The sequence below is a fragment of the Comamonas nitrativorans genome, assembly GCF_042654765.1.
GTDB lineage: Bacteria > Pseudomonadota > Gammaproteobacteria > Burkholderiales > Burkholderiaceae_C > Comamonas > Comamonas nitrativorans.
This window is the reverse complement of sequence record NZ_JBHSEW010000011.1, coordinates 22,174-36,246: the sequence shown is the minus strand read 5'-3', so window position 1 is coordinate 36,246 and position 14,073 is coordinate 22,174. Positions and strand designations below refer to the sequence as shown.

General features: G+C 61.0%; 13 protein-coding genes. 8 read left to right on the top strand and 5 right to left on the bottom strand.

What is annotated here, in order from left to right; translation table 11 throughout:
• Nucleotides 1-6 precede the first annotated feature (6 nt).
• The 4 genes from infB (at nt 7) to typA (ending at nt 6,143) form a co-directional block, all read left to right on the top strand.
• Complete coding sequence (infB, locus tag ACFO3A_RS12535; RefSeq protein ID WP_377726858.1) at nt 7-2,853, top strand: translation initiation factor IF-2; 2,847 nt, start codon at nt 7-9, stop codon at nt 2,851-2,853.
• Nucleotides 2,854-2,944: 91 nt separating this feature from the next.
• Nucleotides 2,945-3,322, top strand: a complete 378-nt coding sequence (gene rbfA / locus ACFO3A_RS12530) for a 30S ribosome-binding factor RbfA (RefSeq protein ID WP_377726855.1) — start codon at nt 2,945-2,947, stop codon at nt 3,320-3,322.
• A gap of 4 nt (nt 3,323-3,326) precedes the next feature.
• On the top strand, nt 3,327-4,295 hold the full coding sequence (truB, locus tag ACFO3A_RS12525) for a tRNA pseudouridine(55) synthase TruB (RefSeq protein WP_377726852.1): 969 nt from the start codon (nt 3,327-3,329) through the stop codon (nt 4,293-4,295).
• Nucleotides 4,296-4,316: 21 nt separating this feature from the next.
• On the top strand, nt 4,317-6,143 hold the full coding sequence (gene typA / locus ACFO3A_RS12520; RefSeq protein WP_377726849.1) for a translational GTPase TypA: 1,827 nt from the start codon (nt 4,317-4,319) through the stop codon (nt 6,141-6,143).
• 107 nt (nt 6,144-6,250) lie between these two features.
• Here typA and ACFO3A_RS12515 read toward each other — a convergent pair whose 3' ends face one another.
• The 5 genes from ACFO3A_RS12515 to ACFO3A_RS12495 form a co-directional block, all read right to left on the bottom strand.
• Nucleotides 6,251-6,664, bottom strand: coding sequence for an ExbD/TolR family protein (locus ACFO3A_RS12515; RefSeq protein WP_377726847.1), 414 nt, complete (start codon nt 6,662-6,664; stop codon nt 6,251-6,253).
• A gap of 3 nt (nt 6,665-6,667) precedes the next feature.
• Nucleotides 6,668-7,396 (bottom strand): MotA/TolQ/ExbB proton channel family protein, encoded by a 729-nt coding sequence (locus ACFO3A_RS12510; protein ID WP_377726844.1) that lies wholly within the window; start codon nt 7,394-7,396, stop codon nt 6,668-6,670.
• A gap of 17 nt (nt 7,397-7,413) precedes the next feature.
• Nucleotides 7,414-8,127, bottom strand: a complete 714-nt coding sequence (locus ACFO3A_RS12505; protein ID WP_377726841.1) for an energy transducer TonB — start codon at nt 8,125-8,127, stop codon at nt 7,414-7,416.
• Between the two features lie 49 nt (nt 8,128-8,176).
• On the bottom strand, nt 8,177-8,392 hold the full coding sequence (locus tag ACFO3A_RS12500; RefSeq protein ID WP_377726838.1) for a (2Fe-2S)-binding protein: 216 nt from the start codon (nt 8,390-8,392) through the stop codon (nt 8,177-8,179).
• Nucleotides 8,393-8,524: 132 nt separating this feature from the next.
• Nucleotides 8,525-8,830, bottom strand: a complete 306-nt coding sequence (locus ACFO3A_RS12495; RefSeq protein WP_377726836.1) for an SWIB/MDM2 domain-containing protein — start codon at nt 8,828-8,830, stop codon at nt 8,525-8,527.
• A 249-nt stretch (nt 8,831-9,079) separates the two neighbouring features.
• Here ACFO3A_RS12495 and rraA point away from each other — a divergent pair, with 249 nt between their 5' ends.
• From rraA to infC, 4 genes are all read left to right on the top strand, one after another.
• Nucleotides 9,080-9,589: a ribonuclease E activity regulator RraA gene (gene rraA / locus ACFO3A_RS12490; protein WP_377726833.1), complete on the top strand. Its 510-nt coding sequence runs from the start codon at nt 9,080-9,082 to the stop codon at nt 9,587-9,589.
• 255 nt (nt 9,590-9,844) lie between these two features.
• A complete protein-coding gene (aceA, locus tag ACFO3A_RS12485) occupies nt 9,845-11,176 on the top strand; it encodes an isocitrate lyase (protein ID WP_377726830.1) in 1,332 nt (443 codons plus the stop codon).
• Between the two features lie 289 nt (nt 11,177-11,465).
• Entirely contained in the window at nt 11,466-13,385 is a 1,920-nt protein-coding gene (gene thrS / locus ACFO3A_RS12480) for a threonine--tRNA ligase (protein ID WP_377726828.1), read from the top strand.
• 76 nt (nt 13,386-13,461) lie between these two features.
• Nucleotides 13,462-14,064, top strand: a complete 603-nt coding sequence (gene infC, locus ACFO3A_RS12475) for a translation initiation factor IF-3 (RefSeq protein ID WP_377726825.1) — start codon at nt 13,462-13,464, stop codon at nt 14,062-14,064.
• Nucleotides 14,065-14,073 lie beyond the last annotated feature (9 nt).

Below are 14,073 nucleotides of genomic sequence, written 5' to 3'. Positions count from 1 at the left end.
CGAGATATGTCATTGAATACCGTTGCCGAGTTTGCGAGCGAACTCAAAAAATCCCCCGAAGACCTGCTGGAACAGCTGCAAGCCGCAGGCGTAGCCAAGACCTCGAAGAACGACCCCTTGACCGATAACGACAAACAGCAACTGCTGGCCCATCTGAAAACCACCAGTGGCGTCAGCGAGGGCGGCGAGCGCAAGAAGATCACGCTGACCAAGCGCTCGACCAGCGAAATCAAGCAGGCCGACGCCACCGGCAAGGCCCGCACGATCCAGGTGGAAGTGCGCAAGAAGCGCACCTTCATCCAGCGCGAAGACCCGACCGAAGTCGCCGCCCGCGCCGCGCAGGCCGCCCAGGCCGAGCAGGAGAACAAGGAGCTGGCCCGCCGCGAGGAACAGGCCCGCCAGCAGGCCGCTTCGATCGCCGTGCAGGAAGCCGAACTGGCCCAGGAACGCGCCGAGCGTGAAGAACGCGAGCGCAAGGAGCGCGAGGCCGAGGAACGCGCCCGCGCCTACGCCCAGGCCGAAACCGCCAAGCTGCGCCAGGCCAAGGAAGCCAAGAAGGAAGCCGCTGCCGAAGCCGCTGCCGCTGCTGCCGAGCGCGTCAAGGCCCAGGAAGAAGCCCGCCAGCAGGCCGAGCAGGAAGCCCAGCAACGTGCCAAGGAAGAAGCCGAACGCGCCAAGGACCTGGAAGACCGCCGCCGCAAAGCGCTGGCCGAGGCCGAGGCCATCCGCGCCATGATGGCCGCGCCCAAGAAGGTGCTGGTCGCCAAGAAGCCGGAAAAGCCCGAAGAAACGAAAAAGGCGGCTGCCGCCACCGCGCCGGCCACTGCTGCCAAGAAAGCACCGACGGCGGCCAAGCCTGCCGAGGGCGCAGCCGGTGGCCGCAAGGAATCGAAAGAGGTCAAATCGTCCAAGCTGTCTTCGAGCTGGGCCGGTGACGACAGCGCCAAGAAAAAGGAAATCAAGACCCGTGGCGATTCCAGCGGCGGTGTCGGCAACCGTGGCAACAACTGGCGTGCCGGCGGCAACAAGGGTGGCCGCCGTGGCAACGACCGCCATGACCGCCACGAGCAGCAGCAGGCCCAGCAGCAGGAGTTCCGCGCCCTGGAAATCTCGGTGCCCGAAACCATCACCGTGGCCGAGCTGGCGCACAAGATGGCCGTGAAGGCCTCCGAGCTGATCAAGGTGCTGATGAAGATGGGCCAGATGGTCACCATCAACCAGCCGCTGGACCAGGACACGGCCATGATCGTGGTCGAGGAAATGGGCCACACCGCCAAGATCGCCGCGCTGGACGACCCGGAAGCCTTCAGCGAAGAGGACGCCGCCCAATACACGGGCGAGCTGCTGTCGCGTGCCCCGGTGGTCACCGTCATGGGCCACGTGGACCATGGCAAGACCTCGCTGCTGGACTACATCCGCCGCACCAAGGTCGCCTCGGGCGAGGCGGGCGGCATCACCCAGCACATCGGCGCCTACCACGTCGAGACGCCGCGCGGCATCGTCACCTTCCTGGACACCCCGGGCCACGAGGCGTTCACCGCCATGCGTGCCCGTGGCGCCAAGTCCACCGACATCGTGATTCTGGTGTGTGCCGCCGATGACGGCGTGATGCCCCAGACCAAGGAAGCCATCAAGCACGCCAAGGCGGCGGGCGTCCCCATCGTGGTCGCCCTGACCAAGGCCGACAAGCCCGATGCCAGCCCCGAAAAGGTCAAGCAGGAGCTGGTGGCCGAGCAAGTGGTGCCCGAGGAATACGGCGGCGATTCGCCCTTCGTGGCCGTGTCGTCCAAGACCGGCATGGGCATCGACGAGCTGCTGGAGCATGTGCTGCTGCAAGCCGAAGTGCTGGAGCTGAAAGCCCCGGCAGACGCTGCCGCCAAGGGCCTGGTGATCGAGGCGCAGCTGGACAAGGGCCGCGGCCCGGTGGCCACGGTGCTGGTGCAGTCCGGCACCTTGAAGGTCGGCGACATCGTGCTGGCCGGCCAGACCTATGGCCGCGTGCGGGCCATGCTGGACGAGGACGGCAAGACGGCCAAGCAGGCCGGCCCCTCGATTCCCGTGGAAATCCAGGGTCTGTCCGACGTGCCGCAGGCCGGTGACGAATTCATGGTTATGCTCGACGAGCGCCGTGCCCGCGAGCTGGCCACCTACCGCGCCGGCAAGTTCCGCAACACCAAGCTGGCCAAGCAGCAGGCGGCGAAGCTGGAGAACATGTTCTCCGAGATGACCTCTGGCGACGTGCAGACGCTGCCGCTGATCATCAAGGCCGATATGCAGGGCTCGCAGGAAGCGCTGTCCACCTCGCTGCTCAAGCTCTCCACCGAGGAGATCAAGGTGCAGATCGTCTACTCCGGCGTGGGCGGCATCAGCGAATCGGACGTGAACCTGGCGCTGGCCTCCAAGGCCATCATCCTGGGCTTCAACGTCCGCGCCGACGCCCAGGCCCGCAAGACGGCCGAAGGCAACGATGTCGATATCCGCTACTACAACATCATCTACGACGCCGTGGAAGAAGTGAAAGCGGCCATGTCCGGCATGCTGGCCCCCGAGCAGCGCGAAGAAATCATCGGCATGGCCGAGATCCGCACCGTGTTCGTGGCCTCCAAGATCGGCACCGTGGCCGGTTCCTACATCCTGCAGGGCCACGTCACGCGCCATGCGCACTTCCGCCTGCTGCGCGACAACGTGGTCATCTACACCGGCGAGATCGAATCGCTGCGCCGCATGAAGGACGACGTCAAGGAAGTCAAGGAAGGCTTCGAGTGCGGTATCAAGCTCAAGAACTACAACGACATCCGCGAAGGCGACCAGCTGGAAGTGTTCGAGATTCGCGAGATTGCCCGTACTCTGTAATCAATAGCTGTTACCGCTTGGTATTAAAGGATTTGCAAGATAAAACACTTGCAAATCCTTTTTAAATCAGCGCAAGCAACTCTCATTTTTAATGGCAAAGAAACCCAAACCCGCTGCCCCGCAGCGCAGCTTCAAAGTCGCCGACCAGATCCAGCGCGATCTGGCCGAGCTGATCGCCCGCGAGTTGAAAGACCCGCGCGTGGGCATGGTGACGCTGCAATCGGTCGAAGTCACGCCCGACTACGCCCACGCCAAGGTGTATTTCAGCCTGCTGGTGGGCGATCCCGATGCCACCCAGGAAGCCCTCAACCAGGGCGCAGGCTTTCTGCGCAACGCCCTGTTCAAGCGTCTGCACATCCACACCGTGCCGACGCTGCACTTCATCTACGACCGCACCCAGGAACGCGCTGCCGACATGAACGCCTTGATCGCCAAGGCCGTCGCCTCGCGTGGCCCCGAACAGGACTGACACCATGAACGCCCCTCGCACCCGGGTGCAGCGGCGCCCTGTGCATGGGGTGTTGCTGCTGGACAAACCCCTGGGCCTTTCCAGCAACGATGCCTTGCAAAAGGTCAAATGGCTGTTGCGGGCCGAAAAGGCCGGACACACCGGCACGCTCGACCCGCTGGCCACCGGCGTGCTGCCGCTGTGCTTTGGCGCGGCCACCAAGTTCAGCGCTCTGCAACTGGAAGCGCCCAAGACCTACGTCGCCATCGCCCGCCTGGGCCAGACCACCACCACGGCGGATGCCGAAGGGGATGTGCTGCAAGAGCGCCCGGTGGACGCCGCCCGGCTCGCCCCCGACAACCTGGCTGCCGTGGCCGCGCAGTTCACCGGGGCGATCGAGCAGGTGCCGCCGATGTACAGCGCCTTGAAAAAGGACGGCAAGGCGCTTTACGAATACGCCCGCGCTGGAGAAACCGTAGCGCGTTCCGCACGCAGTATCGTCATCTACAAGCTGAAGATAGTTGAAACCCGCGATGAATCTGCACAATCAGCTATTGAAATAGAAGTAACGTGCAGCAAGGGCACCTACATCCGCACCCTGGCCGAAGACATTGGCCATGCCCTGGGTTGCGGTGCCCACCTGCGCAGCCTGCGCCGCACGGAAACCGGCGGCATCGGGCTGGAACGCTGCGTGACGCTGGCCCAGCTGGAGGCGCTGGAAGGCGACGCCCGGCTGGCCCATGTGCTGCAGGCCGACCACCTGCTGCAAGGCCATACCCCCATCACCCTGGGGCCGGAAGATGCGGCCCGTTTCCTCACCGGCCTGCGCCGCCGGGGCGATTGGCCGGATACGGCGGCGGTGGCCGTCTACGGCCAGACGCCCCGGGCATTGCTGGGCGTCGGCCACATTCGTGCCGGGGAGCTGATACCGGACAGGTTGCTCAGCCCCCTGGAAATTCAACAAATTCTGGAAGGGATGTCGCGCCCCTCATAAACGCGGCTTTTGGAAAACACTATGAGCATGCAAATTCGCAATATCGCCATCATTGCCCACGTGGACCACGGCAAGACCACCATGGTCGACCAGCTGCTGCGCCAGTCGGGCACCTTCGCCGCCCACGAAAAAGTCGTGGATACCGTCATGGACAACCACGCCATCGAACGGGAACGCGGCATCACCATCCTGGCCAAGAACTGCGCCGTGCGCTGGAAAGACACCCACATCAACATCCTCGACACCCCCGGCCACGCGGACTTCGGCGGCGAGGTGGAGCGTGCCCTGTCGATGGTCGATGGCGTGGTGCTGCTGATCGACTCGCAGGAAGGCCCCATGCCCCAGACGCGCTTCGTCACCAAGAAGGCGCTGGCCCTGGGCCTGAAGCCCATCGTGGTGGTGAACAAGGTCGATAAACCTGGCGCCAACCCGGACAAGGTCATCAACGCCGCTTTCGACCTGTTCGACAAGCTGGGCGCGACCGACGAGCAGTTGGACTTCCCCGTGGTCTACGCCTCGGGCATCAACGGCTGGTCGTCCAGGGAAGAGGGCGTGCCCGGCGAACAGTGGGGCCCGGACATGTCGGCCCTGTTCGACACCGTTCTGGAGCACGTGCCTGCCGTCAAGGGCGATCCGGACGCCCCGGTGCAGATGCAGATTTCCGCGCTGGACTACTCCACCTTCGTGGGCCGTATCGGCGTGGGCCGCATCAACCAGGGCACGCTCAAGGCCGGCCAGGACGTGCTGGTCATGGCCGGCCCCGATGGCAAGAGCTACAAGGGCCGCATCAACCAGATTCACCAGTTCCAGGGTCTGGACCGCGTGCAGGTGGAAAGCGCCGGCCCGTCGGAAATCGTGCTGATCAACGGCATCGAGAACGTCGGCATCGGTGAAACCATCACCGACCCGGCCAATCCCCAGCCGCTGCCGATGCTGAAGATCGACGAACCCACGCTGACCATGAACTTCTGCGTGAACACCTCGCCCCTGGCCGGGCGCGAAGGCAAGTTCGTCACCAGCCGCCAGATCTGGGACCGTCTGCAAAAGGAACTGCGCTCCAACGTGGCCCTGCGCGTCAAGGAAACCGACGAGGACGGCATTTTTGAAGTCTCGGGCCGGGGCGAACTGCACCTGACCATCCTGCTGGAAGAAATGCGCCGCGAAGGCTACGAGCTGGCCGTCTCCAAGCCGCGCGTGGTGTTCCGCGAGATCGACGGCGAGCGCTGCGAGCCCATCGAAATGGTGACTGCCGACATCGAGGAAGGCCACCAGGGCGGCGTGATGCAGGCGCTGGGCGAGCGCAAGGGCGAGCTGGTCAACATGGAACCCGATGGCCGTGGCCGCGTGCGCCTGGAATACCGCATCCCGGCGCGGGGCCTGATCGGCTTCACCAACGAGTTCCTGAACCTGACGCGCGGCTCGGGCCTGATCTCCAACATCTTCGACAGCTACGAACCCTACAAGGGCGAAATCGGTGGCCGCAAGAACGGCGTGCTGATCTCGATGGACGACGGTGAAATCTTCACCTACGCCCTGGGCAAGCTGGACGACCGTGGCCGCATGTTCGTCAAGGCGGGCGATGCGGTGTACGAAGGCATGGTCATCGGCATCCACAGCCGCGACAACGACCTGGTGGTGAACGCCACCCGCACCAAGCAGCTGACCAACTTCCGCGTGAGCGGCAAGGAAGACGCCATCAAGATCACCCCGCCCATCGACCTGAGCCTGGAGTACGGCGTGGAGTTCATCGACGATGACGAGCTGCTGGAAATCACCCCCACCAGCCTGCGCGTGCGCAAGCGCCACCTGAAGGAACACGAGCGCAAACGCGCCAGCCGCGAAGGTTAAGCGGTCGAACAGCTGCCGTCGCAAGGCGGTAGCTGCCGGATAGGGAAACGAAAAAACCCGCTGCATAGCAATGCAGCGGGTTTTTTAGTGCCTGGAAAGGAAAAGGGTTAAGGCTGTACGGGGTCGGTCACAAAACCGATCTTGCGTACCCCGGCGGTTTGCGCTGCCGCCATGGCCTGGGCCACGCGCTCGTAGCGCACGTCCTTGTCGCCACGGATGTGCAGGTCGGCCTGGTTTTCCTTGCGCCCTTCCAGTTGCAGGCGCTGGGTCAGTTCCTCGTCCGAGATCGCATCCTTGTTCCAGTGGTACTGGCCATCGGCGGTAATGCTGAGATTGATGGTTTCGGGCTTGATCAATTCCGGCTCATTGCTGGCGCGGGGCAGGTCGATATTCACCGAGTCCTTCATCACCGGCACGGTAATGATGAAGATGATGAGCAGCACCAGCATCACGTCCACCAGGGGCGTCATGTTGATTTCGTTCATCACCTCGTCGCTGTCTTCCTGGGTGCCAAAGGACATGGTTTAGGCCCCCTTTTTCAGCGGCAGTACCTTGTTGCCCTCACTGCCGTGCTTTTCGGAGCTGATGCGTGCCCCGGTGACGAAGTAGGCGTGCAGGTCGTGCGCGAAGCTGTTCAGGGCATTGATGATCTTCTTGTTGCCGCGTACCAGGGCGTTGTAGCCCAGCACGGCAGGAATGGCCACGGCCAGACCGAAGGCGGTCATGATGAGGGCCTCCCCCACCGGGCCGGCGACTTTGTCGATCGACGATTGCCCCGACATGCCGATGGCCACCAGTGCATGGTAAATCCCCCACACGGTACCGAACAGACCGACGAAAGGTGCTGTCGAGCCGACCGAAGCCAGAATCGACAATCCCGATTGCAGCCGCTGCGTGCAGGCATCCACGCAGTAGCGCAGCGAGCGGGTGATCCAGTCGCTGATGTCCAGCGTATCGTGCAGGTGGTCGCAGGTCTTGCGGTGGTGGGCGACGGCTTCACGCCCTTCCAGCGCCATGGTGCGGAAGGGGTTGTCGATATCCGTCCCCAACTTGTTCAGGGCAATGCCGAAATCTTCGCTGTGCCAGAAGTCCTGGGCCTTGCTGGCGTACTTCTTCATCTTCACCAGTGCCAGGGCCTTGATGATGATGACGGCCCAGGAGGCGACCGACATCAACAGCAGCAAGACTGCCACGCTGCGGGAAACAAAGTCGCCCTGCGCCCAAACGTGGGCAATACCAAATTGCGATTCCATGAAAACTCCAAGTTGCTTTATTCGAGTACGAAATTGATGGGCACGATGTTCCACATCGCTTCGGCGACGCCATTGCGGGTGCCGGGGGCGAACTTCCAGCGCTGTACGGCCGCCACGGCCGCCTTGTCCAATCGCTCGAAGCCGCTGGATTTTTGGATTTCAATGCGCTCGGGCAGTCCCTGGGCATTGACAAAGACACGCAGCATGACCTTGCCCTGCTCGCCCATGCGGCGGCTGATGGAAGGGTAGGCCGGGCGCGGGTTGTTCAGGTATGCGGCGCTGCTCGACGGCATGACCACCGTGGGCGTGGCATCGGCGCTGCTGTTGCTGGCCGTCGTTGGTGCCGGTGCTGGCTCAGCCGGGGCCGAAGGCTCTGGATCCAGCGTGCCGGCAGGGGCATTGGCCGGCGCCGGGTTGGGAGCGGAGACCGCCTTGGGCAGCGGCTGGGGCTTGGGTTTCGGCTGGGGCTTGGGCTGCGGTTTGGGGGTCGGCTTGGGCTGCACCACGGGCTCTGGCGGGGCCAGGGGCAGGGGTTCGGGCATCACCACAGGTTCCGGCTCGGGCGTGATGAACGTGGCAATCACTTCGGCAGGGATCACCAGCGCAGGAACGCTGGGGCTGGGAAGACGTTGCAAGCCCCACAAGGCAGCGATGTGGATCGCCAGTACGGCCAGGGTGATCGCTGCTTTGTGCTTTGCCCCTTGGGAGGCCATCGATTCAAAAGAATGCATGAATAGTCATCAGGGTTTCCAGCAGGGGGCTGGAAAAATAAGCCTGTAATTACACCATAGGCGCCGTGGCGGCAGTTTCTTGGCGCAGGGCGGCCGTGGGAGCATTGGCGTTGCATTGCATGACCACCGTGCGGGCTGCGCTTTCGCAGCAGCCGCATTGGGTGGCGACACCCAGCTCGAACTGGATATCGTCAAAGCTCATGCCGGCATGGGCATGGCGGGCAATTTCCCGGTCGGAAACGCGATGGCAGACGCAGACAATCATGGCAACATCCTTTTTTTACAACGCCGCGATTGTAAATGTTAATTTGTCGCATTTGCATGACCGTAGACAATGCAGGTATAAAAAAGCCGACAAATGTCGGCTTCTTGGATGTCGCTTGGGCGAACCGGGCGCTTACTTGACGTGTTTGCCAATCAGGCCTGCCAGCTCGAACATGCTGACCTGGGGCTTGCCGAAAATTTCCTTCAGCTTGGCGTCCGCGTTGATGTTGCGCTTGTTCGCCGGGTCTTGCAGGTTGTTTGCCTTGATGTAGACCCACAGCTTGCTGACGATTTCCGTGCGCGGCAGTGGCGCCTTGCCCACTACGGCGGCCAGTGCGGCATCGGGTGTCAGGGGTTTCATGAAGGCGGGGTTGGGGGCGCGTTTCTTTGCAGGGGCGGCAGCAGGGGCTGCGTCGCTGGCCTTCTTTGCAGTTGCCATGTGTGTTCCTTATGGGTTCTGTTGCATTGGCTGGCCCAGGTGCCGACCAAAGTGGTGCAGATGCTAATGCGAAAACAACCCCCCTCCAAGCGTGAAGATGTCTTTTTTCTCTCCAAGTGTTGCGTTGTTGTCTGCACTGTCAGGGGAAATCTTGGCAGCGACTTGCTTTCCGGTGTCCAATGCGCCCGTTTGCGGCACTGCAACATGGATGGTGCCGCTGTGTGTCAGAGCGATAAAGGAGCTTGAGCGATGAGAGCGACGCCGATTGTGTTTGCGACCTGTGACCTGTGCGATATGTATAAGAGTGATACATCCGACCACCTGCGGGTGTTGCCACCAGTGTTTCAGCATTACGGTGGCCTGCCCCGGTTTGCCGGCCCTGTGCGCACGGTGCAGTGCTTCGAGGACAACACCCTGGTCAAGCAGGCCGTGGACAGCCCGGGCAACGGGGCGGTTCTGGTGGTCGATGGCGGCGGTTCGCTGCGCAAGGCCCTGGTTGGCGGCAACCTGGCGGCAGCGGCGGCCCGCAATGGCTGGGCTGGAATCGTGGTGTGGGGCTGTGTGCGTGATGTTGCCGAACTCAATGCCGAGCAGGTCGGCATTCGTGCCCTGGGGCTGAACCCGATGCCTACGGAAAAGCGCAACCAGGGCCAGACGGATATCGACGTGCAAATCGCCGGTGTCCGGGTGCGTCCGGGCGACTGGCTGTATGCCGATGCCGATGGCGTGGTCGTCAGTGCCGCACCAATCCATGGTTGATTTTGTATTGTGAAAATAGTAGTCCAGCGGGTGAAATAAAAGGTTGTTGCTATGCAGCAAAAAACCAGCTCATCCCGTTGGATTGCTCTGAAAATTCATATGATTTAGATATAACTTATTGTTTTTAAATATTTTTAAAAATTGTCTTATATAAGACATAAGAGCTTGCTCTACTCTTCTATAAGACTTACATTAGACCCCAAGGTGCTTGCAGGAGCGCCACCGTTTTACTAACTTGTCACTGGAGATCAGCACATGCCTCAATCCCTGAATCAGCAACTGAGCCGCGAACAGCAAATTGCCGCCCTGGAAAAAGACTGGGCCCAAAACCCCCGCTGGAAGAGCGTCAAGCGCAACTACAGCGCTGCCGATGTGGTGCGCCTGCGCGGCAGCCTGCAGCCGGAATACACCCTGGCGCAGCGCGGTGCTGAAAAGCTGTGGGAAAAGATCAACGGCGGTGCCAAAAAAGGCTATGTGAACGCCTTTGGCGCGATCACCGCAGGCCAGGCCATGCAGCAGGCCAAGGCCGGCCTGGAAGCCGTGTACCTGTCGGGCTGGCAAGTGGCTGCCGACGGCAACACTTCCGAAACCATGTACCCCGACCAGTCGCTGTACGCCTACGACTCGGTGCCGACCATGGTGCGCCGCATCAACAACACCTTCAAGCGTGCGGATGAAATCCAATGGAGCCGTGGCATCAATCCCGGCGACGAGAAGTTCGTTGATTACTTCCTGCCCATCGTTGCCGATGCCGAAGCCGGCTTTGGCGGTGTTCTGAACGCTTTCGAGCTGATGAAGAACATGATTGCCGCAGGCGCTTCGGGCGTGCACTTCGAAGACCAACTGGCTGCTGTGAAGAAGTGCGGCCACATGGGCGGCAAGGTGCTGGTGCCCACCCAGGAAGCCGTGGAAAAGCTGACCGCTGCCCGCTTTGCTGCCGACGTCATGGGCGTGCCGACCATCGTGCTGGCCCGTACCGATGCCGAAGCCGCCAACCTGCTGACCAGCGATTGCGACGCCAATGACCGCCCCTTCATCACCGGCGAGCGTACCCAGGAAGGTTTCTACCGTGTGAAAAACGGTCTGGAGCAAGCCATCAGCCGTGGCGTGGCCTACGCTCCCTACGCCGATCTGGTGTGGTGCGAAACCGGCGTGCCCGATATCGGTTTTGCCCGTGAATTTGCCCAGGCCGTACACGCTGCCTGCCCCGGCAAGCTGCTGTCGTACAACTGCTCGCCTTCGTTCAACTGGCGCAAGAACCTGTCGGACAGCCAGATCGCCTCCTTCCAGGAAGAGCTGTCGGCTCTGGGCTACAAGTTCCAGTTCATCACGCTGGCCGGTATCCATATCAACTGGTACAACACTTTCCAATTCGCCCACGCTTACGCTGGCGGCGAAGGCATGAAGCACTACGTGAACATGGTGCAGGAGCCCGAATTTGCAGCCCGCGAACAAGGCTACACTTTCGTGTCGCACCAGCAGGAAGTCGGTGCCGGCTACTTTGACGACGTGACCACCGTGATCCAGGGCGGCTCCTCCAGCGTGAAGGCCCTGACCGGCTCGACCGAAGAAGAGCAGTTCCACTAAGCACTGTGGTAGCCAGGTCACAAACTTGGCGCTGAGAAAGACAAACGGGCTTGCTTTGCAAGCCCGTTTGTCTTTAAGCCGTTAAAATCACGGCATTCCTAATTTACAAGGGCGAGAAAGGCATCTTTGGTTATGACACCGCGAACTACAACACAAACCACCGCTGGCCGCTAAGGCCAGAGAGTTCGCGCGTACCGAAAGCTTTCCTCTTCTCTCTTTTAGGCGCGGACTGGTTCCGCGCTTTTTTATTGCCTGCGCGGTCCCCATTTTTAGAAATCAAGACTTAGCTATGTTGAAAATTACCCTTCCCGATGGTTCTGCGCGTGAGTTTGATGGTCCGGTCACGGTCATGGAGGTGGCCCAGTCGATTGGTGCCGGTTTGGCCAAAAACACGGTAGCCGGTCGTGTCAATGGCCGTCTGGTCGATGCCTGCGATGTGATTGCGCAAGATGCCACCTTGCAAATCATCACCCCCAAGGACCAGGATGGTGTGGACATCATTCGCCACTCCTGTGCGCACCTGGTCGGTCACGCCGTCAAGCAGTTGTATCCCTCCGCCAGGATGGTGATCGGGCCGGTGATCGAGGAGGGTTTTTATTACGACATCTCGTACGAGCGTCCCTTCACTCCCGACGACATGGCCGCCATCGAAGCGCGAATGAAAGAATTGATCGCGCAGGATTACGACGTCATCAAGAAGATGACCCCGCGTGCCGAAGTCATCGAGGTTTTCAAGAACCGTGGCGAGGACTACAAGCTGCGTTTGGTGGAGGATATGCCCAACGAAACGCAAATGGGCCTGTACTACCACCAGGAGTACGTGGACATGTGCCGTGGCCCGCACGTGCCCAATACCCGTTTCCTGAAAGTCTTCAAACTCACCAAGCTGGCAGGCGCTTACTGGCGCGGCGATGCTCGCAATGAGCAGTTGCAGCGTGTCTATGGAACGGCCTGGGCCGACAAGAAAGACCTGCAAGCCTATATCACGCGCATTGAGGAGGCGGAGAAGCGCGATCACCGCAAACTGGGGCGCGAGCTGGATTTGTTCCATATCGACGAGCATTCCCCCGGCACGGTGTTCTGGCATCCCAAAGGCTGGCGCATCTGGCAGGATGTGGAGCAGTACATGCGCCGCGTGTACCGCGACAACGGCTACCAGGAGGTCAAGGGGCCGCAGATTCTGGACCGCACGCTGTGGGAGAAAACCGGTCACTGGGACAAGTACCGCGACAACATGTTCACCACCGAAAGCGAGAAGCACGACTTTGCGCTCAAACCCATGAACTGCCCGGGCCACATCCTGATCTTCAAGCAGGGGATCAAAAGCTATCGCGAATTGCCCCTGCGCATGGGCGAATTTGGCCAGTGCCACCGCAACGAGCCGACGGGCGGCCTGCACGGCATCATGCGCGTGCGGGCGTTTACCCAGGACGATGGCCACATCTTCTGCACCGAAGACCAGATTCAGCAGGAAGTTCTCAACTTCACGCGCCTGTTGCAGCAGGTCTACCAGGACTTTGGTTTTACCGACATCATTTATAAGGTGGCCACCCGTCCCGAAGCACGTATCGGCTCCGATGAAAGCTGGGACAAGGCCGAAGCGGCGCTGTTCGAGAGCTTGAAGGCCTCGGGCTGCGAGTACCAGGTGGCGGTCGGGGATGGCGCTTTTTACGGGCCGAAAATTGAATATACCTTGAAGGATGCCCTGGGCCGTCAATGGCAGTGCGGCACGATTCAGGTCGATTTTTCCATGCCGGAGCGCCTGGATGCGGAATATGTCGGGGAGGACGGCCACCGTCACCGTCCGGTCATGTTGCACCGGGCGATTGTCGGCTCCATGGAGCGTTTCATCGGCATTCTGATCGAGCAGTACGCCGGCGCCTTGCCCGTGTGGCTGGCACCACAGCAGGTGGCTGTCCTCAACATCACCGATGCGCAGGCCGATTACGTGCAGGAAGTTGTGGCAAAAGTGCAAAAAGCGCTGCCGGATCATGCACTCAAGATCGCCTCTGACCTTCGCAATGAAAAGATCACGTATAAAATACGCGAACATGCATTGCAAAAGCTGCCCTATATCCTCGTTGCCGGGGACAAGGAAAAAGCCGCTGGCACCGTCGCTGTGCGGGCGCGAGGGAACAAGGATCTTGGGGTCATGAGCGTTGAGGCGTTCATTGAACTACTCTCCCAAGAGATTGCCGCCAAAGCTTGAGATTCAGTCCACGCGGGCCTGTCCCGCGTGTTTTGCGTGTAGGAAGCTACCCTTTTCGTAGCGTTTTGATTTTAGGGTGAGAGCCATAGCTACAGAATTTCGTGATCGTCGCCAGCGTGAAGAGCGCAAGCACCGTTTGAACCGTGAAATCACGGCGCCTGAAATCCGCCTGATGGGGCCGGACAACGAGGCTCTGGGCATCGTGCCCTTGCAGGAGGCCTTGCGTGCCGCTGGTGAGCTGGATGTGGACCTGGTGGAAATTGCGGCGACTGCCAGCCCGCCGGTGTGCCGGCTGATGGATTACGGCAAGTTCAAATACCAGGAACAGAAAAAAGCCGCAGAAGCCAAAGCCAAGCAGGCCGTGGTCGAGATCAAGGAGGTGAAATTCCGTCCGGGTACCGACGATGGCGACTACAACATCAAGCTGCGCAATATCCGACGTTTTCTGGCAGAAGGCAATAAGTGTAAAATCACGCTTCGCTTTCGCGGGCGCGAGATCACGCACCAGCAGTTGGGCCTGGATTTGCTCAACCGTCTGCGTGACGATCTGGCCGACAGCATCCAGGTGGAACAGTTCCCCAAGCTGGAAGGCCGCCAGATGGTGATGATGATCGCCCCGGCGCGGAAAAAGCCCGGTACTGCCAAGTCGGCAGAGGCCGCCGACGCCGAAAAAGCGTAAGTAGTTTTT